The organism is Rhizobium sp. G187, from assembly GCF_051549525.1.
Taxonomy (GTDB): Bacteria; Pseudomonadota; Alphaproteobacteria; order Rhizobiales; family Rhizobiaceae; genus Allorhizobium.
Genome location: NZ_JBPUGM010000006.1, coordinates 78,280 through 100,250, shown reverse-complemented (window position 1 = coordinate 100,250; position 21,971 = coordinate 78,280). Strand labels below are relative to the sequence as shown.

Annotated in this window: 22 protein-coding genes and 1 riboswitch; of the genes, 13 read left to right on the top strand and 9 right to left on the bottom strand. The window is 60.5% G+C overall.

The features are described 5' to 3' along the window. Nucleotides 1-2 precede the first annotated feature (2 nt). The 6 genes from ubiB to ACSV9I_RS17405 all read left to right on the top strand — a co-directional run bounded on the left by ubiB (nt 3) and on the right by ACSV9I_RS17405 (nt 6,355). The gene (gene ubiB, locus ACSV9I_RS17430; protein ID WP_438330112.1) at nt 3-1,577 is read left to right on the top strand and encodes a 2-polyprenylphenol 6-hydroxylase; all 1,575 of its coding nucleotides are present in this window, start codon (nt 3-5) and stop codon (nt 1,575-1,577) included. A gap of 99 nt (nt 1,578-1,676) precedes the next feature. Beyond that, nucleotides 1,677-3,164 carry a sensor histidine kinase gene (locus tag ACSV9I_RS17425; RefSeq protein ID WP_438330111.1) on the top strand — a complete coding sequence of 496 codons (1,488 nt, stop codon included), beginning with the start codon at nt 1,677-1,679 and terminating at the stop codon, nt 3,162-3,164. Between the two features lie 2 nt (nt 3,165-3,166). Continuing rightward, a complete protein-coding gene (locus ACSV9I_RS17420; protein ID WP_054156295.1) occupies nt 3,167-3,604 on the top strand; it encodes a response regulator in 438 nt (145 codons plus the stop codon). 13 nt (nt 3,605-3,617) lie between these two features. Beyond that, complete coding sequence (locus tag ACSV9I_RS17415; protein WP_438330110.1) at nt 3,618-4,661, top strand: histidine kinase dimerization/phosphoacceptor domain -containing protein; 1,044 nt, start codon at nt 3,618-3,620, stop codon at nt 4,659-4,661. A 132-nt stretch (nt 4,662-4,793) separates the two neighbouring features. Continuing rightward, nucleotides 4,794-6,008, top strand: a complete 1,215-nt coding sequence (coaBC, locus tag ACSV9I_RS17410; RefSeq protein WP_438330108.1) for a bifunctional phosphopantothenoylcysteine decarboxylase/phosphopantothenate--cysteine ligase CoaBC — start codon at nt 4,794-4,796, stop codon at nt 6,006-6,008. Then, entirely contained in the window at nt 6,005-6,355 is a 351-nt protein-coding gene (locus ACSV9I_RS17405) for an MmcQ/YjbR family DNA-binding protein (protein ID WP_438330107.1), read from the top strand. Before coaBC ends, ACSV9I_RS17405 begins: the two co-directional genes overlap by 4 nt. Before the next feature lie 15 nt (nt 6,356-6,370). On the opposite strand, the gene ACSV9I_RS17400 is transcribed toward ACSV9I_RS17405, so the two are convergent. Then, nucleotides 6,371-7,195 (bottom strand): class II glutamine amidotransferase, encoded by an 825-nt coding sequence (locus tag ACSV9I_RS17400; RefSeq protein WP_438330106.1) that lies wholly within the window; start codon nt 7,193-7,195, stop codon nt 6,371-6,373. 245 nt (nt 7,196-7,440) lie between these two features. On the opposite strand from ACSV9I_RS17400, the gene ACSV9I_RS17395 reads away from it, so the two are divergent. Both ACSV9I_RS17395 and ACSV9I_RS17390 read left to right on the top strand, forming a co-directional pair. Next, on the top strand, nt 7,441-8,352 hold the full coding sequence (locus ACSV9I_RS17395; protein WP_438330105.1) for a pirin family protein: 912 nt from the start codon (nt 7,441-7,443) through the stop codon (nt 8,350-8,352). A gap of 86 nt (nt 8,353-8,438) precedes the next feature. Next, nucleotides 8,439-8,837, top strand: a complete 399-nt coding sequence (locus ACSV9I_RS17390) for a GFA family protein (protein WP_438330104.1) — start codon at nt 8,439-8,441, stop codon at nt 8,835-8,837. Here the strand turns inward: ACSV9I_RS17390 and thiD are convergent. Then, nucleotides 8,834-9,652, bottom strand: a complete 819-nt coding sequence (thiD, locus tag ACSV9I_RS17385; protein ID WP_438330103.1) for a bifunctional hydroxymethylpyrimidine kinase/phosphomethylpyrimidine kinase — start codon at nt 9,650-9,652, stop codon at nt 8,834-8,836. The genes ACSV9I_RS17390 and thiD overlap by 4 nt on opposite strands. Before the next feature lie 55 nt (nt 9,653-9,707). After that, a riboswitch (TPP riboswitch) is annotated at nt 9,708-9,804 on the bottom strand. Nucleotides 9,805-9,951: 147 nt separating this feature from the next. Between thiD and ACSV9I_RS17380 the strand changes: the two genes are divergently transcribed. Then, entirely contained in the window at nt 9,952-10,626 is a 675-nt protein-coding gene (locus ACSV9I_RS17380; protein WP_438330102.1) for an HAD family hydrolase, read from the top strand. A gap of 39 nt (nt 10,627-10,665) precedes the next feature. Here the strand turns inward: ACSV9I_RS17380 and ACSV9I_RS17375 are convergent, their stop codons facing one another. After that, the gene (locus ACSV9I_RS17375; protein WP_438330101.1) at nt 10,666-12,249 is read right to left on the bottom strand and encodes a peptide chain release factor 3; all 1,584 of its coding nucleotides are present in this window, start codon (nt 12,247-12,249) and stop codon (nt 10,666-10,668) included. 85 nt (nt 12,250-12,334) lie between these two features. Between ACSV9I_RS17375 and dut the strand changes: the two genes are divergently transcribed. After that, entirely contained in the window at nt 12,335-12,811 is a 477-nt protein-coding gene (gene dut, locus ACSV9I_RS17370; protein ID WP_438330100.1) for a dUTP diphosphatase, read from the top strand. Nucleotides 12,812-12,853: 42 nt separating this feature from the next. Here the strand turns inward: dut and ACSV9I_RS17365 are convergent, their stop codons facing one another. Next, on the bottom strand, nt 12,854-13,438 hold the full coding sequence (locus tag ACSV9I_RS17365) for a LysE family translocator (protein WP_438330234.1): 585 nt from the start codon (nt 13,436-13,438) through the stop codon (nt 12,854-12,856). A gap of 173 nt (nt 13,439-13,611) precedes the next feature. Between ACSV9I_RS17365 and ACSV9I_RS17360 the strand changes: the two genes are divergently transcribed. The 3 genes from ACSV9I_RS17360 to ACSV9I_RS17350 all read left to right on the top strand — a co-directional run bounded on the left by ACSV9I_RS17360 (nt 13,612) and on the right by ACSV9I_RS17350 (nt 16,537). Continuing rightward, nucleotides 13,612-14,229 carry a LysE family translocator gene (locus tag ACSV9I_RS17360; RefSeq protein ID WP_438330099.1) on the top strand — a complete coding sequence of 206 codons (618 nt, stop codon included), beginning with the start codon at nt 13,612-13,614 and terminating at the stop codon, nt 14,227-14,229. Nucleotides 14,230-14,390: 161 nt separating this feature from the next. Further along, nucleotides 14,391-15,356: a cysteine synthase A gene (cysK, locus tag ACSV9I_RS17355; RefSeq protein ID WP_438330098.1), complete on the top strand. Its 966-nt coding sequence runs from the start codon at nt 14,391-14,393 to the stop codon at nt 15,354-15,356. A gap of 125 nt (nt 15,357-15,481) precedes the next feature. Further along, nucleotides 15,482-16,537: an HWE histidine kinase domain-containing protein gene (locus ACSV9I_RS17350; RefSeq protein ID WP_438330097.1), complete on the top strand. Its 1,056-nt coding sequence runs from the start codon at nt 15,482-15,484 to the stop codon at nt 16,535-16,537. Between the two features lie 93 nt (nt 16,538-16,630). Here the strand turns inward: ACSV9I_RS17350 and ACSV9I_RS17345 are convergent, their stop codons facing one another. From ACSV9I_RS17345 to ugpE, 5 genes are all read right to left on the bottom strand, one after another. Continuing rightward, entirely contained in the window at nt 16,631-18,160 is a 1,530-nt protein-coding gene (locus ACSV9I_RS17345) for a YifB family Mg chelatase-like AAA ATPase (RefSeq protein WP_054156434.1), read from the bottom strand. A gap of 187 nt (nt 18,161-18,347) precedes the next feature. Continuing rightward, nucleotides 18,348-19,307: a glutathione synthase gene (gene gshB / locus ACSV9I_RS17340; RefSeq protein ID WP_438330096.1), complete on the bottom strand. Its 960-nt coding sequence runs from the start codon at nt 19,305-19,307 to the stop codon at nt 18,348-18,350. 95 nt (nt 19,308-19,402) lie between these two features. Next, on the bottom strand, nt 19,403-19,894 hold the full coding sequence (locus ACSV9I_RS17335) for a cupin domain-containing protein (RefSeq protein ID WP_438330094.1): 492 nt from the start codon (nt 19,892-19,894) through the stop codon (nt 19,403-19,405). 100 nt (nt 19,895-19,994) lie between these two features. Continuing rightward, nucleotides 19,995-21,113 carry an ABC transporter ATP-binding protein gene (locus ACSV9I_RS17330; protein ID WP_438330093.1) on the bottom strand — a complete coding sequence of 373 codons (1,119 nt, stop codon included), beginning with the start codon at nt 21,111-21,113 and terminating at the stop codon, nt 19,995-19,997. A 14-nt stretch (nt 21,114-21,127) separates the two neighbouring features. Next, the gene (gene ugpE, locus ACSV9I_RS17325) at nt 21,128-21,970 is read right to left on the bottom strand and encodes a sn-glycerol-3-phosphate ABC transporter permease UgpE (protein WP_438330092.1); all 843 of its coding nucleotides are present in this window, start codon (nt 21,968-21,970) and stop codon (nt 21,128-21,130) included. Nucleotide 21,971 lies beyond the last annotated feature (1 nt).

The following is a 21,971-nucleotide window of genomic DNA, read 5'->3' as shown; positions in this document are numbered from 1 at the left end:
CTATGAGCACTATTGGAGCATATTTCCGCCTGGCGCAGGTCGGCTGGGTGCTGGTCCGGGAGGGCGTTGTGGCAGCGCTTCCGTCAGAAGGCCTTCCTCCAATCGTGAGCCTTGCCAAAGCCGCCGTCGCGCCACTTGCCCGCAGCCGCGCGAAAACCGCGGAACGCTCCGACCGCCTTGCACGCGCCGTGGCGCGCCTGGGACCATCCTACGTGAAGATCGGCCAGTTCCTTGCCACCCGACCCGATGTTGTCGGTGCCGATTTCGCCGAAGATCTGGCGGGTCTCCAAGACCGCATGGACTTCTTCCCGACGTCCGCGGCCAGGACCACAATCCAGGAATCGCTTGGACGACCGGTCGAGGATCTTTACGCCGCATTCGGCGAGCCAATTGCCGCCGCCTCGATCGCCCAGGTTCATCCGGCCGAGGTCGCCGGTCCATCAGGGCGCCGCAAGGTCGCGGTCAAGGTCATCCGCCCGGGCGTGCGCAAGCGTTTCGCTGACGACCTTGAGGCCATGTATCTGGTGTCGCATCTGCAGGAGCGCTTCCTGCCGCATACCCGCCGTCTGCGTCCGGTCGAGGTAACGAGAACGCTTGAGCAGACCACAAAGGTCGAAATGGACCTTCGGCTCGAAGCCGCTGCCTTGTCGGAGATTGCCGAAAATACGAAGAACGATCCGGGTTTTCGCGTTCCCGAAGTCGACTGGGAGCGCACCGGTCGCGATGTCGTGACGATGGAATGGATCGACGGCATCAAGATGTCGGATGTCGACGCCTTGAAAGCGGCAGGACACGACCTCGACGCGCTTGCCGATACCCTGATCCAGTCTTTCCTGCGCCATACGCTGCGCGACGGCTTCTTCCATGCCGACATGCATCCGGGCAATCTTTTCGTCGATCCGGCGGGCATGATCGTCGCCGTCGACATGGGCATTGCTGGCCGTCTCGGCAAGAAAGAGCGCCGCTTCCTCGCGGAGATCCTGTTTGGCTTCATCACGAGGGACTACCTGCGCGTCGCTGAAGTGCATTTCGAGGCCGGCTATGTGCCGTCACACCACAATATCTCCTCGTTTGCCCAGGCAATCCGGGCAATCGGGGAGCCGATCCACGGACAGCCGGCCGAGACTATTTCGATGGGCAAGCTGCTGACCCTCCTGTTCGAAGTAACCGAAATCTTCGACATGGAGACGCGGCCGGAACTCGTGATGCTGCAGAAGACCATGGTGGTCGTCGAAGGTGTGGCACGCATCCTGAACCCCCGCTTCAATATGTGGAAGGCAGCCGACCCGGTCGTCTCGCAGTGGATTCGCGACAATCTGGGGCCAAAGCGCATCGCAACGGATCTGAAGGACGGGGCCAAGGCTGCGCTCAGGCTCGCTGAGGCCCTGCCGGAGATCGCCGCCAAGACGGAAAAGCTCCATGGCGAGATCATGCGGATGAGCGAGCACGGCCTTCGTTTCGACGAAGAAACGGCAGAGCGCATCGGACGTGCCGAGGCCCGTCATACCCGGCTCGGCCGCGTTGCACTCTGGATCATCGCCATTGCCGCCGTGGTCATCGCCATACAGGTTTCCTGAGGCGTACAGCCAGCGAATAAAAATTATCGAGCCCGATGGAACAATGGGCCAGGCTGCGCGTTCAACGACATTCCGCCTACCTTGTTCCCCGGGAGTTTCATGTCTGCGACCCAATCCGGCTTCGTCCGATCGACCCTGCTTTTCCTGCTGATCGGCACCGGCATCCTCGTTGGCATCATCGTCGCGACATTCGGGCTGGTCGAGCGAACGCAGGAGACATTCACCTACATCCTCCAGGAACGCGACATACGCCGCATGTCTGCTGACCTGATGCAGAAGCTGACCGATGCAGAGACAGGACAGCGCGGATTCGTCATCACAGAGGATGAACTCTTCCTCAAACCCTACGAAGATTCGGTCGGCGATATCCGCCAGCAACTCGTGAGGCTGGAAGAGGCCGTAAAGGATCGACCCGCCAAGGCACAGCGCATTCTGGAACTGCGCAGCAAGGTCGATGCGAAGCTGAATGAACTCGGCCAGTCGGTGAACCTGGTTCGGAGCGGCCAGCGCGATGAAGCGATCGCTCTCACAGAGGCCGACCTTGGACGGGTCTTGATGGCCGATATCCGCGTCATTCTCGATATGTTCAAGGCAAAGTCCGACGAGAATGTTCAAAGCGGAACCGTGGAACAGCTTAAGGCGACGCGGCAGCTTCAGTGGATCACAATCGGGGGCGGCATCGCGATCATTGCGGTGATGGGCGGCGCACTGCTCGTGGTCGCCCAGCACATACGGGCGCTTGCTGCCTCGCGGGTCGAAGTGGAGCAACTCAACGCTGGCCTCGAAGAGCGTGTGGCCGAACGGACCGAAGACCTGATGCAGGCGAACCAGGAAATCCAGCGTTTCGCCTATATCGTCACGCATGACCTTCGCGCGCCGCTTGTCAACATCATGGGCTTTACGGCCGAGCTGGACACGTCATTGCGCGCGCTACAAGCCTATGTGCTGAACGACGGCAAGACGCTTTCAGAGCAGGAAATACAGGAGGCCCGTCTCGCCGCCGCGGAAGACCTGCCCGAAGCAATTGGCTTCATCCGTTCATCGACTCGCAAGATGGACGGGTTGATCAATGCAATTCTCAAGATATCGCGCGACGGCAAACGACAGCTGAAGCCTGAACCAGTGGAGCTGAAACCGTTGCTGGAGACCATCAGCAACAGCGTCTACCACCAGATCAGCGAAAGCAACGGGACGATCGAGCTCGCGATCGGCGTCAACCAACTGACGACCGACCGTCTTTCGCTCGAACAGATTGTCGGTAACCTTTTCGACAATGCCATCAAGTACAAGCAGCCCGACCGCCCGCTGACCCTGCAGGTGCGCGCCACGCCGGAAGGACGGCATATGGTGCGGATCGAGGTTGAGGACAACGGACGGGGCATCGCAGACCATGATCACGAACGTATTTTCGAGCTATTCCGTCGATCCGGACATCAGGACCAGGCAGGCGAAGGCATTGGCCTTGCCCATGTTCGCTCCTTGGCACGGAACCTCGGGGGTGAGATAACGGTTCGCTCCCGTTTGGGAGTAGGGTCGACATTCGTCCTGCGACTGCCATCAGATTTGTCTCGTTTGGTACGGAGTTGACAATGAAAGCAGTGGGCAAAGAAGTTACGATCGTGATGATCGAGGATGACGAGGGCCATGCTCGTCTCATCGAAAAGAACGTGCGCCGCGCCGGCGTACACAATGAAATTGTACCGTTCACGAATGGTACCGCGGCACTCGACTATGTTCTTGGAACCGACCGCTCGGGTCTCGTTTCCCAGGATCGCTATCTGCTGATCCTTCTTGATCTCAATCTTCCCGACATGTCGGGCACTGACATACTCGATCAGATTAAATCCAATCCGCATACGCGCAAACTGCCAGTCGTCATCCTGACCACGACGGATGACGAACGCGAAATTCAGCGGTGCTACGACCTTGGGGCCAATGTCTACATCACCAAACCTGTCGATTACGACAATTTCGCCAATGCGATCCGCCAGCTCGGTCTTTTCTTCTCTGTCATGCAGATCCCCTGAAGAGAAGAGCGCCATGTCGGCCTTTCGCGTCCTGTACCTGGATGACGACGCCGCCATCGTGCGCCTCGTGCAGAAGCATCTTGGCCGTCTGGGGCACGAGGTCGTTCATGCGGACTGCACGGAAGACATGCTGACACATCTGAACGGTGGCAGCTTCGATGCCGTCGTTCTGGACCACTATCTGCGCCAGACGACAGGGCATGAAGTCCTGGCGCAGATGCGTGAAGCCGGAATGCATATACCGGTGGTCTATGTCACGGGGTCGAACGAGGCGCAGATCGCCATCGAGGCGATCAAGGCTGGCGCTGCCGACTATGTGATCAAGACAGTGGGTGATGACTTCCTGTCGCTTCTCACCAGCGCGATCGAACAATCGATCGCCAATGCACAGTTGCGTGCCGCCAAGGCACGGGCCGATGAGGAAATCCGCCTCGCCAAAGAACGTGCCGAAGCCCTGCTCGCGGAGGTCAATCATCGCGTGGCCAATTCTTTGGCACTCGTGGCAAGCCTGCTGCGGCTGCAGATCTCGAGCGCCAAGAGCGACGAGGTCAAGGCGGAATTGGCTGAGACCCAGGCACGCATCACCGCGATTGCCGGCATGCACCGCAGTCTTTACACCTCCGACGACGTCAGCCGCGTCGAACTCGACCGCTATCTTAACCGACTGACGGCAGAGCTCTACAATTCTCTCCATAGTGCCGAACGACCAATCCGTCTGCTGCTTGAGGCCGACGCCATCTCGATCAGCGCAGACAAGGCCGTTTCGGTCGGCATGGTGGTGACGGAACTCGTCACCAACGGCTTCAAATATGCCTATGCTCCAGGAGAGGCCGGCGATATCCGCGTCATCCTCAAGACCGTTTCCGAGGACGAAGCCCTTCTGAGAGTTGAAGATGATGGGATCGGCATTGATCCCAGCAGCGCGCCCAAGGGAACTGGACTCGGCAGCCGGATCGTCAAGTCCATGGCCGCGACACTTGGCGATGGCCTCCGCTATCTCGAGGGCACAAAGGGTGCGGTGGCCGAGGTGCCCTTACGCCTCACCAACGGCAGCTAATGGCGGAACCCTGATCCGCAAACTTCGGCACCTCCAGTCGATGCTACCGCCATTTACCACTTCAGTTGCCTGCATTTGCCTGACGCGCAATTTCCGATAGGGTCGCGCTCGACAGAAAGGGGTTACGTTTTCATGACCTTGGCCGGAAAGCGCATTTTGCTGATCATTGCGGGTGGCATCGCCGCCTACAAGAGCCTCGACCTCATCCGACGGCTACGCGAGCGGGGCGCCAGTGTGCGGCCGATCATGACCCGCGGCGCCCAGGAATTAATTACGCCGCTTGCAGTCGGCGCCCTTTCGGCAAGCCATGTCTACATCGATCTGTTTTCACGCGAGGACGAGCAGGATGTCGGCCATATCCGGCTGGCACGGGAATGCGACCTCATTGTCGTCGCGCCCGCTACGGCCGACCTCATGGCCAAGATGGCGCATGGACTGGCGGATGATCTGGCCTCGACCGTGTTGCTCGCCAGTGACCGGCCCATCCTCATTGCGCCAGCCATGAACCCGAAGATGTGGCAAAAGCCGGCAACACAGCGCAATCGTCAGACGCTGGAACGCGACGGGGTCCATTTCATCGGCCCGATGGAAGGTGAGATGGCGGAAAGCGGCGAGCGTGGCCTCGGCCGCATGGCTGAGCCGCTCGATATAGCGACGCATGTTGAAGGCATGCTGGCCGGCCCGAAGCCGCTTGTCGGTCTGAAAGCCGTCGTAACCTCAGGCCCGACACACGAGCCGATCGACCCGGTGCGCTATATCGCCAATCGCTCGTCCGGCAAGCAGGGCCATGCGATTGCGGCAGCCCTCGCCCGGCTTGGAGCGGAGGTAACACTGGTCTCAGGCCCGGTGACGTTGCCTGATCCGGCTGGACTGAACGTGGTCCATGTCGAGCGCGCCGAAGAGATGCGCGACGCCGTCTTGGCCAGCCTGCCGGCTGATATTGCCGTGATGGTCGCAGCCGTTGCTGACTGGCGCGTCATCACGTCTGCTGGTCAGAAGATCAAGAAGCAGCCGGGAGAGGCTCCACCGCCGCTTCAACTCGCGGAAAATCCCGACATCCTCAAGACCATCGGTCATCACGAGATGCGACCACGGCTGGTGGTCGGCTTTGCTGCCGAGACGGAACATGTCGAGGAGAACGGCAAGGCCAAACTTCAGAGGAAGGGCGCTGACCTCATCGTCGCCAATGATGTGTCTCCGGAGACCGGGATCATGGGCGGCGACCGAAATCGAGTCCGGTTGATCACCCATGCGGGGATCGAGGCCTGGCCTGACTTGTCCAAGGAGGAGGTTGCAGACCGCCTTGCCTTGTGGATCGCAACCCAGGTCGGAGGTAGCAGCGCATGAGCATTTTTACGCGAGAAGGCTTTTCCGCCTTTGCCAGCAAATATCCCGGCACGAGCCTTTCCGACCAATGGGACAGTTGCATCGCCAAGGTGGGTGACAAGGTCTTTGCGCTCCTCACCGACCAGGAGCGCCACCTTGCCTTCAAGGTCAGCGAGGAGACATTTGAGATCCTGACCTCGCTCGACGGCGTGACACAAGCACCCTATTTCGCAAAACGCAAATGGGTGGCCGTCGAACCGGGGACGGCGTTGTCCGAGGCCGAGCTTTCGGAATATCTGGACCGATCCTATCGTGCCGTCAGTGCCGGGCTCACCCGCAAACTGCGCACCGAACTCGGGATAGCCTGAGCGTTTGCGCCAGGATCAACCCACCATGACCTGAAGAGCGGCATCCTGAGGCGGCGCGCGCTCGACGACAGGCTGAAACTCGGCGGCATCCAGACCCTTATCGCTGAGAATGACTGCACTGCCCGCCGGGATTTCGACCCAGGTATCGGTTTCGTCATTCAGCGGTTCGGAGACAAGACAGTAGCTCCCCTTCGGCCCCATGGGTGCCGCATAAAGCGTCGGTGCATGTTCATCGGTCGAGTAGCGCACGGCATAGAGCGTGGAACCGTCCGAAAAGGCTGCCGTCATGCGGACGCGGGCATGGCCGGTGAGATGGAGGCTGATCTGTTCGACAAAGCCGACCGCCTCTGCCATGGCCGCGATTGGGCGTTCGCGCAGGCCAAACTGGAGTGCCAGCAGGAAGAGCAATTCGCTGTCGGTGGTGCCGACGCGGGCGTGAAAATGCTCATCGTCGAGCATCGCTTCCATCGGCCGGCGAATGCGGTCGAAATGATCGATCTGGCCGTTGTGCATGAAGGACCAGCTGCCATGCACGAAGGGGTGGCAATTGTCGCGACGCGTTGCGCCATGGGTGGCGGCGCGGACATGGGCAAGGAAGAGCGGTGACCGGATCTGGCGAGCAAGGCTTTTCAGGTTACAGTCGGACCAGGCCGGAAGCACATCGCGAAAGCGACCAGGCTCGGGTCTGTCACCATACCATGCGATGCCGAAACCATCGGCATTGGTCGCCGTCTTGGCGCGGGTAGCGCAGTGGGATTGCTCGATCAGCGAGTGTGCCGGTGAGGTCACGAGCTCCTCAAGAAAGATCGGTTCTCCGCGATAGGCTGCCCAGCGACACATCTTGTCTTCACAACTCCTGTGCCGCAAAACACGGCGACTTTCCGACAGTCTTCGCCCGAATGGCTAACGATCTCTAAACATCACGATATTCATGACAGAAATTTGTCGGTGCTCGCAACGGTTTTTTGCAGCGCAATACGAGCAAAAGTGAACACTGCGTTCCTCTTGCATCCCATGCGGCAGGCTCTGAAATCGCTTATATCACTGAAACAACAGACCATCATCCGCGATGAGGAGTACGCGACATGTCCATTCGTCCCGTCAAGCATGAGAGCCTTGCCATGCCAACCATGGAAGGCGCCGGCGTCAAGCTGCACCGGGTCTTCGGCTTCGGCGACACGTCGATGACCGATCCTTTCCTGATGATGGATGACTTCCGCAACGACAATCCCGGCGATTACCAGCGCGGTTTCCCATGGCATCCGCATCGGGGCATCGAGACGATCACCTATGTTCTCGCCGGCACGGTCGACCATGGCGACAGTCTCGGCAACCACGGCACGCTGGGCGCGGGTGACCTGCAATGGATGACGGCCGGGAGCGGCATTCTGCACCAGGAAATGCCGAAAGGCGATTTTGCCGGACGTATGCACGGCTTCCAGCTTTGGGCCAACCTGCCATCATCCCTGAAGATGACCAAACCGCGCTATCAGGATATCAAGGCTACCGACATTCCGGTCGTGGTGGACGATGATGGCACCTCGGTCCGCATCATCTCAGGCGACTTCTGGGGCCGCAACGGTCCCGTCGATGGCATCGCTGCCGATCCTGTCTATGTCGACATTTCGGTGCCGCCGGGCAAGCGGAAGACCTTTCCGGTCGACACCTACCGCTCGGCCTTCGCCTATATCTTCGCAGGGTCCGGCTCGTTCCGCGACGCCTCGAAACCGTTCGGCGTGAAGGTCGAGAAGGAGTTCATGGGCGAGGAGCTGAATATTCGTGACCTTTCCGGTAACCGGACGCTGGTTGTTTTCGACACCGGAGACGAGATCACCGTCCAGGCCGGGGAACAGGGGATACGCTTCCTGCTCGTGACCGGAAAGCCAATCAAGGAGCCTGTCGCGTGGCATGGTCCGATCGTGATGAACACGCGCGAAGAGCTGATGCAGGCCATGCGCGAACTCAACAACGGAACCTTTATCAAGGCCGATCATTAATAGAGCACAGTCAAGTTCAACTTGCCCGGCGGCCCTCCAACCGCCGGGCATTTTTTTGGCAGAACCTACTTGCGTGCGAGGGCGATATGCGGATCACCGGTTCCTGCCATTGCGGAGTCATCCGTTACGAAGCCGAGGTCGATCCATCGGCTGTGGGCATTTGCCATTGCACCGATTGCCAGCAATTGACGGGGTCGGCCTATCGGGTGACCATCTCCACCTCGCCTTCGAAGTTTCACATCCTGTCCGGCAGCCCTAAGGGCTATCGCAAGCTTGGTGACAGTGGACGCCCGAGCGATCAGTTTTTCTGCGGCACATGCGGCTCACCGCTCTGGCGCGTCTCAGCCGAGACGGGCGAGATCGGCATCCGGCTGGGCACTGTGGATCAGCGATCGCAACTGAGCCCAACCCACCAATCCTTCGTCGCCTCAGCGCTGCCCTTCGCTTTCGATATCAGCCAAATCCCCAAAGATTCGAATAGTTAATCGCGCCAGAGTGCGTGGAAATGATGCACCGGTCCGTGGCCGGCTCCGACACTCAACTGATCCGACATCCTGACCGCTCCTGCCAGCCAATCCTTCGCCGCATGAACGCTATCCTCAAGGCTCCTCCCCTTCGCCAACTCGGCAGCAAGGGCGCTGGATAACGAGCATCCGGTTCCATGCGTGTTGGCCGTCTTTATGCGGACAGCTTCGAACCAGGTCACTTGCCCTTCCGACACCAGAACATCGGGGCTCTGTTCACCGACCAGATGCCCGCCTTTGACCAGGACCGCGCGCGGGCCGAGCGTGGTCAAGCGATTTGCCTGCGCTCCCATCACGGTCCGCTCACGTGCTTCCGGCTCACCCAAAAGCGCCGCAGCCTCCGGCAGATTGGGCGTAAGGAGGGATGCGAGCGGCAGAAGATCGCGCTTGAGAACTTCGATTGCCTTCGGGTCGAGCAAGGGCGCGCCGCCTTTGGCGATCATCACGGGGTCAATGACAATTGCTACCCCCTGATGGGGCCTCAAAGCGTCAGCCACCGCGCGCGCAATCCCGGCATTGGCGATCATGCCGATCTTCACCGCATCGACCCTCACATCGGCAAAGACCATCCGGATCTGCTCTGCGACGAATTCCGGGTCGAGGGCCTGCACCGCCGATACACCTTGGGTATTCTGGGCTGTCAAGGCGGTGATGGCGGCCATGCCATAGCAGCCTCGAGCCGCAAACGTCTTCAAGTCGGCTTGAATGCCGGCACCACCTGATGGATCGGAACCGGCGATGGACAGCACATTGCGGATGGCGGAATTGGTCGACATGGCAGCATCTCTCTTGGGGGCGACGGAGATGCAACGGAACGGCACGCAAGAAGCGGTGGAGCCCCGAGCGACTCCCTCCGCCAGCATGATCTGGTTCAGGTTCAAAGGGTGCTTCTCAGCCCGGCTTGCGCCAGACGCCCCTGTCTCTCGGGAGGAAGACTAGATCAACGCAAGCGCCCTGTCACCCGCCGTGTCGTGCCAACGGACACCGCCATTCCGCATCCGCATCGCACTTGCCGCCGATGGCCCTCCTGGGTTAGGTCCGGGAATACTTCCACGGTTCTCGCAGGACGGCACTCTTGACCTCTTCCTCCCCCAATCTTTTCGACAGGCATTATCAGGGCTTCCTTTTCGACATGGACGGCACGCTGTTGAACTCAATCGCCGCTGCCGAGCGCGTGTGGAGCCGATGGGCGCTTCGCCACGGCCTGGACGTCGAGACCTTCCTGCCGACCATGCATGGCAAGCGTGGGGTCGACACGATTGCCGCGCTCAACCTGCCGGGCATTGACGTGGTGAAGGAAGCGCTGGACGTCGAGCGCGGCGAGATCGAGGATCTGGAGGGCGTGATTGCTCTACCGGGTGCAATCGCCTTCCTGCAGTCGCTGCCGCCGGAACGCTGGGCAATCGTTACCTCCGCACCCGCCGCCTTGGCCCGGGCCCGCATTGGAGCAGCCGGGCTGCCGCAGCCGCGCCAGATCGTGACAGCCGAAGATGTTAAGATCGGCAAGCCGGATCCGGCGGGTTACCGCTTAGGCGCCGAAAAGCTGGGTATCGATCCGGCAAATTGCCTGGTGTTTGAAGACGTTCTGGCCGGCGTTCAGGCGGGAGAAGGTGCCGGGGCGGACGTGGTCGTGGTGACCTCCACCCATCAGCACGTGCTTGAAACGCGCTATCCGACCATTTCGGACTACGAAGACCTTCGGATCGAGACAGATCCGGACCTCGGCATGCGGATCATGCGCCTCGGCTGATTGCCGGGGTTTTGAGAACCCCGGCTTTACCGGCCTCAATCACGCCGCCTTGGCGACGTGATATTCCTTGATGGCGACCATCTTGATCGCCGGATAGCGCTCGGCTTCGTAGCGCAGCGAGAACTGATCCTGCGCCATGAAGACCGGATCGCCATCCAGATCCCGGCAGATATCGCCACGACGGGCGGTCATGAACTTGTCGAGGTCAGCTGCATTTTCAGCCGAGATCCATCGGCAGACCGAAAAGCGCGACATTTCGAACGAGACAGGCAGGGTGTATTCACCCTGAAGGCGCTCCTTCAACACGTCGAGCTGCAGCGCGCCGACCACGCCGACGATCGCCGGCGAGCCGTCTTCCGGCGAGAAGAGCTGCACGACGCCCTCTTCGGCCATCTGCTGCAGGGCTTCCTTCAGCTTCTTGGCCTTCATCGCATCTTCCAACCGGACGCGGCGCAGGATTTCCGGCGAGAAGTTCGGCACGCCCTGGAACACCAGAGCCTCACCCTCGGTCAGCGTATCACCGATGCGCAGGGTGCCGTGGTTGGGGATACCGACCACGTCGCCCGCGTAAGCCGTATCCGCCAACTGGCGCTGCGAGGCAAAGAAGAATTGCGGCGCGGTCAGACCCATCTGCTTGCCGGTGCGGGCAAGCTTGGCCTTCATGCCGCGTTCCAGCTTGCCGGAGCAAATGCGGGCAAAGGCGATACGGTCGCGGTGGTTCGGGTCCATGTTGGCCTGGATCTTGAAGACGAAGGCCGTCATCTTTTCTTCCGAAGCATGCACGGTTCTGACATCGGCCACCTGGTCACGCGGCGGCGGCGCGAATTCGCCAAGCGCATTGATCAGATCGCGCACGCCAAAATTCCTGAGCGCCGAGCCGAAGAAAACAGGCGTCATATGGCCTTCGAGGAAAGCCTTGTGATCGAAGGGCTTGCAGGCTTCCTGCGCCAGTTCCAGCTCGTCGATGAAGGTGTCTCGTTCGTTTTCCGGCAGGTTCTCAGCGACGTTCCGGGGGCTGTTGACGGCGAGCGCCTCGACCTGCTTGTCCGAACCACGGAAGGTGTTTTCGACCAGATTGTAGGAGCCGCAGAAGCTTTTGGAACGGCCCACCGGCCAGGTGATCGGGGCTGTATCCAGCGCCAGCTTCTCTTCGACCTCGTCAAGGATCTCGAAGATGTCGCGGCTTTCGCGGTCCATCTTGTTGACGAAGGTGATGATCGGAATGTCGCGCATGCGGCAGACTTCAAACAGCTTCAGCGTGCGCGGCTCGATACCCTTGGCGGCGTCGATGACCATGACAGCGGCATCGACCGCGGTCAGCGTACGATAGGTGTCGTCAGCGAAGTCTTCGTGGCCGGGCGTATCGAGAATGTTGAAGACATTGCCTTCATATTCAAAGGTCATCACCGAAGTGACCACCGAAATACCGCGCTCGCGCTCGATCTTCATCCAGTCCGAGCGGGTCTGGATGCGATCCTTTTTTGCCTTCACTTCGCCGGCAAGCTGGATAGCGCCACCGAACAGCAGCAGCTTTTCGGTGAGCGTCGTCTTACCCGCGTCCGGGTGGGCGATAATAGCGAAGGTGCGGCGGCGGGAGACCGCCTCTGCGAGCGTTTCAGCCATGGTTTTGGAATTCCTTTTGGTCGGCGGTTATCTAGCGTTTCGACGGCCAATATGCAATTGAGCGCGAGAAACAAAGGAATCCGCCATGTCTCCGATCCAAGCCGACATCCTGGGCCCGGTTCTCAAGCTGAAGCGCCTGCCGCATGGCGAGGGCCTTGCCCTTCCGAGCTACGAGACACCAGGGGCGGCCGGCATGGACCTCAGGGCCGCCGTTGAAGATGGCGCGCCGATGACCCTTTCGCCCGGCAAACGCGCGCTGGTGCCGACCGGTCTGATCATGGAAATACCCCAAGGTTTCGAGGCGCAGATCCGCCCTCGCTCCGGCCTCGCCTTCAAGAACGGCGTGACCTGCCTCAACACACCCGGCACCATCGACAGCGATTATCGCGGCGAGGTGAAAGTGCTCCTGGTCAATCTCGGCGACGAGGATTTCGTCATCGATCGAGGGATGCGGATAGCACAGATGGTGATTGCGCCCGTAACGCAAGCGCGGGTCGCAGAGGTCACCGAGACGAGCGACACGGCGCGGGGCGCTGGTGGGTTCGGTTCAACTGGTGTTTGAAAGGCGGCCGGGCAGCCACGTTATCCGCTTGGTCAGCACAGCCTAGCGCTGTGCCTCCGTCACCATCCGGATCGCCAGCGCCGCCAGCACCGTGCCCATCAGCCAGCGCTGGACGAGCATCCAGAAGGGGCGTCCGGCGAGAAACAGGGCGATTGAGCCCGCCGTGACTGCAATCATCGCATTGACCGTGACGCTGATGACGATCTGCGTGATGCCGAGGCTCAGCGACTGCAAAAAGACACTGCCGCGTGCCGGATCGACGAATTGCGGCAGCAGTGACACATAGAGGATCGCGACCTTCGGGTTGAGAAGGTTGGTCAGCAGGCCCATGCTGAAGAGTTTCTTCGGACTGTCGACCGGCAGATCTCGCACCTGAAAGGGCGAGCGACCGCCGGGCCTCAAAGCTTGCCAGGCCAACCAGCCGAGATAGAGCGCGCCTGCAAGCTTCAGCGCTTCATAGGCGATGGGTACGGCGAGAAGCAGCACGGTGATGCCGAGTGCGGTCAGCACCATGTAGATGACGAAACCAAGCGCCACACCGCAGAGCGAAACGAGCCCTGCCATCGGGCCCTGGCAGATCGACCGCGAGACCAGATAGATCATGTTGGGGCCGGGCGTCAGCACCATGCCGAGGCAGATCAGGGCGAAGGCGGAAAAAGCGGGCAGGCTCAGCACAACACTCTCTCCGCGCAAAGATGAACATTGCTAAGCGCATTGGGCGACCGGCTGCAATCGCGATCGTGTCACCGTTGCAAGTCTTTCACGCGAAGATTAGACATGAGGGAAATTGGAGGGGCCCCATGACACTGACGACGATCATCGCCTATTGCAGCGCGCTGTTTATTGCAGCGGCCATTCCCGGCCCCGGCATGACAGCAATCGTGGCGCGGGCGCTCGGCTCCGGCTTCCGGCCAACCTTTTTCATGGGGCTCGGCCTGATCCTTGGCGATCTCGTTTATCTGACGGCCGTTATTCTCGGCCTCGCGGTGCTTGCCAAGACATTTGCCACCGCCTTCCTTGCCCTGAAATTCCTCGGAGCCGCTTATCTCATCTATATCGCCTGGAAGCTTTGGACTGCGGGACTTCTGCCCCAGGATATCAGGGCCGAACGCGCAATGAAGCCTGGCCTGTCCTTCCTATCCGGGCTGCTTGTCACGCTCGGCAATCCGAAGACCATGCTGTTTTACGTGGCGCTGGTGCCGACGCTGATCCCACTCGCCGAAATCCGCCTCGCCGACTACGTGGTTCTTGTCGTGGCGACATTCCTGGTGCTGATGGCGGTACTCCTGCCTTACATTCTGCTGGCGGCCCAGGCGCGCGGTCTGTTGAAACGTCCGACGGCACTGAAAGCCCTGAACCGCTCTGCCGCCGGCATTCTGGCCGGCACTGCTGCTTATATTGCAACACGCGCGGCCTGATCGCCACCACCCGCCAAAGCCTTGGCAGGAATATACAAATCTAGGACCGATCCGGGGCGTTTTTTCCACTGCCGGGCGGTCGCTTGGAGTGGTTGTGCTGGCGGGGTGTTGGGCGCGCGCCTAAGTTAGATGGCAAAGACATGAGCAAGGGAGAGATACCTATGACCGAGAAGAAACCAGGCCGTGGCCGGATCTATGGCTCGATCACCGAGACAATCGGTGACACGCCGATCGTGCGGCTCGACAAGCTGGCGAAGGAAAAGGGCGTGCAGGCCCATCTCCTCGGCAAGCTCGAATTCTTCAATCCGATTGCTTCGGTGAAGGACCGCATCGGCGTGGCAATGATCGAGAGCCTGGAAGCGCAGGGCAAGATTGTGCCCGGCAAGACCACGCTCATCGAGCCAACCTCCGGCAATACCGGCATCGCACTTGCCTTTGCCGCAGCCGCCAAGGGCTATCGCCTCATCCTCACCATGCCGGAAACCATGTCGATCGAGCGCCGCAAGATGCTGGCGCTTCTTGGTGCGGAACTGGTGCTGACCGAAGGCGCCAAGGGCATGAAGGGCGCCATCGCCAAGGCCCAGGAACTGGCTGAGACAACGCCGGATTCCGTCATTCCGCAGCAATTCGAGAACCCGGCCAATCCCGAGATCCACCGCAAGACCACCGCTGAGGAAATCTGGAACGACACCGACGGCGGGATCGATATTCTGGTCTCCGGCATCGGCACCGGCGGCACCATCACCGGCACAGGCCAGGTGCTGAAGAGCCGCAAGCCCGGCCTGCAAATCGTCGCAGTCGAGCCAGCCGACAGTCCAGTCCTTTCCGGCGGCGCTCCGGGCCCGCACAAGATCCAGGGCATCGGTGCCGGTTTTGCACCGGCAATCCTCGATACCGGCGTCTATGACGAAGTTGTTGCCATTACCAATGACGAGGCCTTCGAGACCGCCCGTCTCGTCGCGCGCCTCGAAGGCGTACCGGTCGGCATTTCCTCAGGCGCTGCACTCGCCGCAGCGATCAAGGTCGGCCAGCGGGCGGAAAATGCCGATAAGACCATCGTCGTGATCATCCCCTCTTTCGCGGAGCGATATCTCTCGACGGCACTGTTTGCGGGCCTCGGCGAGTAATCGATAGCGAGCGGTTATCAGATCTAGCATCTGGTATCCGCTTTAATCCCTACGATTGCGGGGGCCAGAGCAGTAAGGTAAGGCTGGGTCAGATCACGAAAATTTGCTCAGTTGCTCTAGGATCGATGCGCGCACTTCTCCAAGCCTTGCCGGCATTCACCTCCATTGAAGATCGCTTGTCACTGCGCGCCGAAGTTGCGACCTATGTTGCAAGTGTGACGGTGTTCGTCATCGCACTTGCAGTCCGGGCATGGTTCGATCCGGTCTTGCCTGCCGGTTTTCCCTTTCTGACATTTTTTCCAGCGGTCATCCTGTGCGGCTTCGTCTTTGGTGTCCGGCAGGGCCTGCTTGTCGCTACACTCTCCGGGCTTGCATCCTGGTATTTTTTCATAAGTCCGGGCCAATTTGATTTCTCTGGTGGCACGCTGCTCGCCATGGGTCTTTACCTGTTTGTCGTCATCACCGACCTGACGTTGATCCATCTCGTCATGCAGGCCTACCGCTCGGAGTTCACCACACGCCAAGAAATCCAGAGACTGGCCGACCGGCAAGACGTTATGGCGCAGGAACTCGACCATCGCCTCAAGAACATTTTCGCGACGATCAATGCGATCATCAGTCTATCGCTCAAAAATGCGTCCAGCGCCGACGAACTGGCCGCCCGCCTTCGCGAACGGCTCAATGCGCTCGGCCGCTCCAATCTCCTTTTGCGCGGCTTGCGCGACGGCGAGGACGCCTCGCTGCAGAGTGTCATCTTCCAGGCGCTCGAACCCTTCGCCGTTGTCGGTACCTCACGCCTTACTGCCTCTGGCCCACGCATTCCAATCGGTGGCCAGACGGTGGTCGTCTTAAGCCTCATCCTGCATGAGCTTGGAACCAATGCAGCAAAGTATGGTGCGCTCAGTGTCAATAGCGGACATATCCGTCTTGCGTGGCATCTGACGGAGGCGTCAGAGGAAGAACCTGCGGCGCTTGTGATCGAATGGCGGGAAACCGGCGGACCGGAGCCGCAAACTCCCAAACCGGGCGGCGGCGGCTTTGGGTCGATCCTCATGCAACGCGTCATTAGCGGCGTAAAAGGAAAGGCAGAGGTCGCGCTTCCGCCGAGCGGTGCGCTGGTTAAACTGTCACTGCCTCTTGACACTCTGCGCCCGGAAGAAATCTCCGGCGATCGCATGTGACTCCGCTATGCTGACATTGCGAGACTGGCGTGTCAGTTATGAAACCCTGAAGAGCCCCCTATCCCAGTTTTTATGAGCCGAGTTGCGGCATTCTCAGGCGGCGGCTGCAAGGCGCTCCGAAGCGATCCGATAGGAAATTGCCTCAGCGAGATGAATGCGGCCGAGCGTTTCACTCCCGTCCAGGTCCGCAAGCGTGCGCGCCACTTTTAACACGCGATGATATCCCCGTGCCGAAAAGCGGAATTTCTCCGCCGCATCGCGTAACAGTTGAAGCCCTGCGGCATCGGGCTCGGCGAGCGTCTCGATCAAGGATGTCGAGCAGCGGGCATTGGTGGAAAATGGAAGTCCGAGACGGGCGAAGCGGTCTCTCTGCCGGTCGCGAGCCTCTGCCACTCTCTTTGCCACGGACGCGCTCGATTCCGCCACGCTCGGGCGGATCAGGTCCGTGGCCGTCACAGCCGGCACGTCGATGCGGATATCGATGCGGTCCATCAGTGGCCCGGAAATACGGCCCTGATATTCTGTCTGGCAACGCAGACCGCGCGCACAGACGTGTCCGGGTTCGCCCGCCATGCCGCAACGGCATGGGTTCATCGCGGCGATCAGCTGGAAATTGGATGGGTAGGACACACGATGATTGGCGCGTGCGATGATACACTCGCCAGTCTCCAGCGGCTGGCGCAAGGCATCGAGCACAGGCGGCATGAATTCCGGTAGTTCATCCAGGAAAAGAATGCCGTGATGGGCAAGTGAGGCCTCACCCGGCCGGGCTCTCAGGCCTCCACCAACAAGCGCCGCCATGGTGGCGGAGTGATGCGGCGTGCGAAAAGGCCTGCGGTCCGAAAGCTTGCCACCGGATAACTGTCCGGCGATCGAATGCACCATGGAGACTTCCAGCAGTTCGGCGGCCGATAGAGGCGGCAGGATCGAGGGCAGCCGCGCAGCGAGCATCGACTTTCCCGAGCCAGGTGGTCCCACCATCAGCAGATTGTGGCCACCGGCGGCGGCAACTTCCAGCGCCCGCTTGGCGCTCTCCTGCCCCTTGATGTCGGCCAAATCCGGAAGATTAGCGGCCAGCGCGCGAACAGACGGCTCCGGCCGCGTCAGTACCTGGTGACCACGAAAATGATTGGCGAGCGCAATCAGGCTGCGCGGAGCGAGAATATCGACGTCCGGACCTGCCCAGGCCGCCTCCGAGCCACTATCGCCAGGGCAAATCAGTCCCTTGCCCAGCGCATTGGCGGTGATGGCGGCCGGAAGTGCGCCGGTAATAGCCGCAATGGTTCCGTCCAGATTGAGTTCGCCGATGACCAGGTAGCCCGCGAGGGCATCGCCGGGAATTGCCCCGAGGGCCGCCATCAACCCAAGCGCAATCGGCAGATCGAAGTGGGAGCCTTCCTTCGGCAGATCGGCAGGCGCCAGGTTGACTGTCACCCTCTTCGGCGGCAGGGCGAGGCCGGAGGCATGAAGCGCTGCCTGCACCCGTTCACGGCTTTCGGCCACCGCCTTATCCGGCAGGCCGACGATCTGCATGCCGGTCTTTCCCGGCGCCACCATAACCTGAACTTCAACGGGCACGCCCTCAATGCCCTGGAATGCTACCGTACTGACACGCGCCACCATTGCCCGCCCACCGACTAGATACCCATCGACCAGCACAACTTCATATTGCGTGTATCGACGGACACAATCTTGCATGACGCGAGGCGCTTGGCAAGAACATTTGCGGAACACATACACCTATGAGGATGCATCGAGTTGCGCGCGGTTGCAGAGACGGAACGTCCCGAGAACTATGTATCCGACCTGCTTATGACGCAGTTGTCTGGCGCTTGCGTTCGATGGCATCCCAGAGGAGGGCCGCAATATCAGCGCCACCGAACTTCTTGACCTCGCGAATGCCGGTCGGCGACGTGACGTTGATCTCGGTCATGTAGTCACCGATGACATCGATGCCGACGAGCAGGAAGCCGCGTTCGCGGAGGGCGGGTCCGATCCGTGCGCAGATCTCGCGCTCGCGCGCCGTCAGTTCCGTCGGCTCTGGCCGACCGCCGGCATGCATGTTGGAGCGCGCATCGTGTTCAGCCGGAACGCGATTGATCGCGCCAACAGGCTCGCCATCGACCAGGATGATGCGTTTGTCACCCTTGCGCACGGCCGGAAGGTAGCCTTGAGCGATAAAGGGCTCGCGGAACATCTGGTTGAACATCTCCATCAGCGAGGAGAAGTTGCGGTCATCACGGGTGGAGTGGAAGACGCCGGCGCCGCCATTGCCGTAAAGCGGCTTCAGAATGATATCGCCCTGCTCTTCCCGGAAGCGGGCGATCTCCGCTGCGTCTCTCGTGATCAGTGTCGGCGGCATCAAATCGGCGAATTCGGTGACGAAGATCTTTTCCGGCGAGTTGCGCACCCAGGCCGGATCGTTGACGACCAGCGTCTTCGGATGGATGCGTTCGAGAAGGTGCGTGGCCGTGATGTAGGCCATGTCGAAGGGCGGGTCCTGGCGCAGCAGCACGACGTCCATGGTCGACAGATCAACCCGCTCGGGCGCGCCCAGCGTGAAATGGTCGCCTTTGACGTCGCGCAGCTGCATCGGCTCGACCGTCGCAAAGATCTTGCCGTCGCGCATGGAAAGGCGATCGGGGGTGTAATGGAAGAGCTTGTAGCCGCGGGCCTGAGCCTCCAGACTCATGGCAAAGGTGCTGTCGCCCGCAATATTGATCGTCGATACGTGGTCCATCTGGACCGCGACGTTCCTGATCTCAGCCATGTCTTCATCCCCGTTGAAAGCATGGCAGATTTAGGCGCTGGCTGTGCCGAACGCAACGGCACGGCCCTTGAATTTTGCTGAAGGAAGATCGCGCCTCAGAGTGCCTTTTGTGCTCCGCCCCGCATGGCATTGCGCAGGCGATAGAGGCTTGCGAGGGGGCCTGGGAATGGCTTGCGCAGGAATGCAACCTTGCGCACATAGGTCTCGATGCGCCAGGTGGACCAGGTGCCGGCGCGGAAGTAGGCGATATCGCCGGCGCGCAGCAGGCGCTGATTGCCATCTGCGTCGGTAACATTCACCTCGCCGTCCTGAATGACCACTGTCTCGTCCCAACCGAAATACCAGCGGAACTCACCCGCAGTACAGTCCCACACAGCCGTGGAGCTTGCCTCGTCACCGCTGGTCGAATGCTCCCCGACCCGGGCGAGCGGCGTACCGCGGATGATCCAATCCGGATTAATGGGCGCTGCACGAAAGGCAAGATTGTTGCCATTGGCAGCAATCATCGGCGCATCGACTTCGGCCTGGCGTTTCGGCTGAGCCAACAGCACAGCGGCCATACCGGCCATCAGAAGTTTGAACGGCATAAGATATCCCCTCGGCAAACCACGGAGGGAAACTAACAGCGAGCCCCTAAAACGGCGTTTGGCGGATTGTTAAAATTGAAACAATCCGCCGCCCTGATATTCAGGCAAGAACAGGCTCAGAAGACATGCCCTGCGCCTGGGGCTCTGCCGCTAAAGCAAGCGTCTGAGGCACCAGGCGTTTCCCATCGCGCGTCGAGAAGAAGTGCAGCCGCTCCGGCGCGATCGACAGGATGAGGCGATCACCCAAGCTTGCAGAAGAGGAGACGACGGCAGTCAGGGGCTGGTCACCAACCAGCCCGTGAACCAGCCGCTGAGCGCCCAGTTCCTCGACATAATCGATCACGAGCTCCAGGCTTGCCTCATCTGCAGTGCCAATGACCAGATCTTCTGCCCGCATCCCGACGCGGACGGGTCCTTCCGGCCAGATGCCGGCAAGCGGTATCTCGGTGTCACCGATGATCAGGCGGTCGCCAACGATCTCGCCATCGATCAAGTTCATCGCGGGGGAACCGATGAAGCTCGCGACGAAAGTCGAGGCCGGACGGTTGTAGACCTCGAGCGGTGTGCCGATCTGCTCGATCCGGCCACCGTTCAAGACGACGAGGCGGTCGGCCAGCGTCATCGCCTCGAGCTGGTCATGGGTGACGTAGATCGCCGTCGTCTTCAGTCGCTTTTGCAGCTTGCGAATTTCGCCGCGCATGGTGACACGCAGCTTTGCGTCAAGGTTCGACAGCGGCTCATCGAAGAGGAACACGGCCGGCTTGCGCACGATCGCGCGCCCCATAGCGACGCGCTGACGCTGGCCGCCGGAGAGAGCTCGCGGTTTGCGGTCGAGATATTTCTCGATCTCCAGCATCTTGGCCGCTTCCGCCACACGGGCAGCGATCTCCGCCTTCGGCGTGCCACGGTTCTTCAGTCCGTAAGCCAGATTGTCGTAGACCGTCATATGCGGATAAAGCGCATAGTTCTGGAAGACCATGGCGATGTCGCGATCCGCCGGTTCAACCTGGTTGACCACGCGGTCGCCAATGGAGATCGTGCCTTGCGAGATTTCCTCCAGCCCGGCCACCATGCGCAGAAGGGTGGACTTGCCGCAGCCGGAGGGGCCAACGAGCACGATGAATTCGCCGTCTTCGATCTGGATGTTGACCGTGTCGACGGCCTTGGCACCGCCCTTGTCGTAGATCTTGCAGACCTCGTTGATGTCGATGGACGCCATGGCAGCCCCTCCTCTCACTTGTCGGTTTCTGTCAGGCCCTTGATGAACCAGCTCTGGAACACCACCACCACGATGACGGGGGGCAGGAGTGCGAGCACGGCCATGGCAAAGGCTTCGTTGTAATCGGGAATCTGCGAGCCGACCCAGACCTGCAGGATCTGCTTGATGCCGCGCATCAGCGTGTAGAAGCTCTCATCCGTGGTCATCAGCATGGGCCAGAGATATTGGTTCCAGCCATAGACGAACATGATGATGAAGACGGCCGCGATCATGGTGCGTGAAAGCGGCAGCAGGATATCGATGAAGAACTTGAAGGGACCGGCGCCATCAATGCGCGCGGCCTCCAGGAGCTCGTCCGGGACCGACTTGAAGAACTGACGGAAGAAGAACGTGCCGGTGGCCGATGCCAGAAGCGGCAGGATCAGGCCCTGATAGCTGTTCAGCAGGTGCAGCTCACTCATAACCTTGTAGGTGGGCATGATGCGCACTTCGAGCGGCAGGAGCAGCGTGGTGAAGATCAGCCAGAAGGCAAGGGTTGCAAAGCGGAAGCGGAAATAGACGATGGCATAGGCGGCCAGCATCGAGAGCACGATCTTGCCGATGGCAAAGCCCAGGCCCAGGATCAGCGAGTTCATCGCCATCGTCAGGCCTGTCACCTGGCCGGTGAAGCCGCCGGACTTGAAGAGGACCTTGTTGTAAGTCTCGGTGAAATCGTCGCCGACCGACAGCATAAGACCGTTTGAGTGGATCTCGGCAGCCGAATGGGTCGATGTCGTGAAGGCGACCACCAGCGGTCCGAGCATGAAGATGACGCCTGCGATCAGGATCAGGTGGTCGAAGAATTTGGTGCGGTACATG

What these genes read in the sequence shown, in the direction of transcription:
- cysK (WP_438330098.1), top strand. Translation starts at nt 14,391, where the DNA reads ATGACCGAGAAGAAACCAGGCCGTGGCCGGATCTATGGCTCGATCACC.
- ugpE (WP_438330092.1), bottom strand. Translation starts at nt 21,970, where the DNA reads ATGTACCGCACCAAATTCTTCGACCACCTGATCCTGATCGCAGGCGTC.
- thiD (WP_438330103.1), bottom strand. Translation starts at nt 9,652, where the DNA reads ATGTCGACCAATTCCGCCATCCGCAATGTGCTGTCCATCGCCGGTTCC.
- ACSV9I_RS17390 (WP_438330104.1), top strand. Translation starts at nt 8,439, where the DNA reads ATGCGGATCACCGGTTCCTGCCATTGCGGAGTCATCCGTTACGAAGCC.
- coaBC (WP_438330108.1), top strand. Translation starts at nt 4,794, where the DNA reads ATGACCTTGGCCGGAAAGCGCATTTTGCTGATCATTGCGGGTGGCATC.
- ACSV9I_RS17400 (WP_438330106.1), bottom strand. Translation starts at nt 7,195, where the DNA reads ATGTGTCGCTGGGCAGCCTATCGCGGAGAACCGATCTTTCTTGAGGAG.
- ACSV9I_RS17350 (WP_438330097.1), top strand. Translation starts at nt 15,482, where the DNA reads ATGCGCGCACTTCTCCAAGCCTTGCCGGCATTCACCTCCATTGAAGAT.
- ACSV9I_RS17415 (WP_438330110.1), top strand. Translation starts at nt 3,618, where the DNA reads ATGTCGGCCTTTCGCGTCCTGTACCTGGATGACGACGCCGCCATCGTG.
- ACSV9I_RS17425 (WP_438330111.1), top strand. Translation starts at nt 1,677, where the DNA reads ATGTCTGCGACCCAATCCGGCTTCGTCCGATCGACCCTGCTTTTCCTG.
- ACSV9I_RS17345 (WP_054156434.1), bottom strand. Translation starts at nt 18,160, where the DNA reads ATGGTGGCGCGTGTCAGTACGGTAGCATTCCAGGGCATTGAGGGCGTG.
- ACSV9I_RS17360 (WP_438330099.1), top strand. Translation starts at nt 13,612, where the DNA reads ATGACACTGACGACGATCATCGCCTATTGCAGCGCGCTGTTTATTGCA.
- ACSV9I_RS17335 (WP_438330094.1), bottom strand. Translation starts at nt 19,894, where the DNA reads ATGCCGTTCAAACTTCTGATGGCCGGTATGGCCGCTGTGCTGTTGGCT.
- ubiB (WP_438330112.1), top strand. Translation starts at nt 3, where the DNA reads ATGAGCACTATTGGAGCATATTTCCGCCTGGCGCAGGTCGGCTGGGTG.
- ACSV9I_RS17375 (WP_438330101.1), bottom strand. Translation starts at nt 12,249, where the DNA reads ATGGCTGAAACGCTCGCAGAGGCGGTCTCCCGCCGCCGCACCTTCGCT.
- dut (WP_438330100.1), top strand. Translation starts at nt 12,335, where the DNA reads ATGTCTCCGATCCAAGCCGACATCCTGGGCCCGGTTCTCAAGCTGAAG.
- ACSV9I_RS17405 (WP_438330107.1), top strand. Translation starts at nt 6,005, where the DNA reads ATGAGCATTTTTACGCGAGAAGGCTTTTCCGCCTTTGCCAGCAAATAT.
- ACSV9I_RS17330 (WP_438330093.1), bottom strand. Translation starts at nt 21,113, where the DNA reads ATGGCGTCCATCGACATCAACGAGGTCTGCAAGATCTACGACAAGGGC.
- ACSV9I_RS17395 (WP_438330105.1), top strand. Translation starts at nt 7,441, where the DNA reads ATGTCCATTCGTCCCGTCAAGCATGAGAGCCTTGCCATGCCAACCATG.
- gshB (WP_438330096.1), bottom strand. Translation starts at nt 19,307, where the DNA reads ATGGCTGAGATCAGGAACGTCGCGGTCCAGATGGACCACGTATCGACG.
- ACSV9I_RS17420 (WP_054156295.1), top strand. Translation starts at nt 3,167, where the DNA reads ATGAAAGCAGTGGGCAAAGAAGTTACGATCGTGATGATCGAGGATGAC.
- ACSV9I_RS17365 (WP_438330234.1), bottom strand. Translation starts at nt 13,438, where the DNA reads ATGGTGCTGACGCCCGGCCCCAACATGATCTATCTGGTCTCGCGGTCG.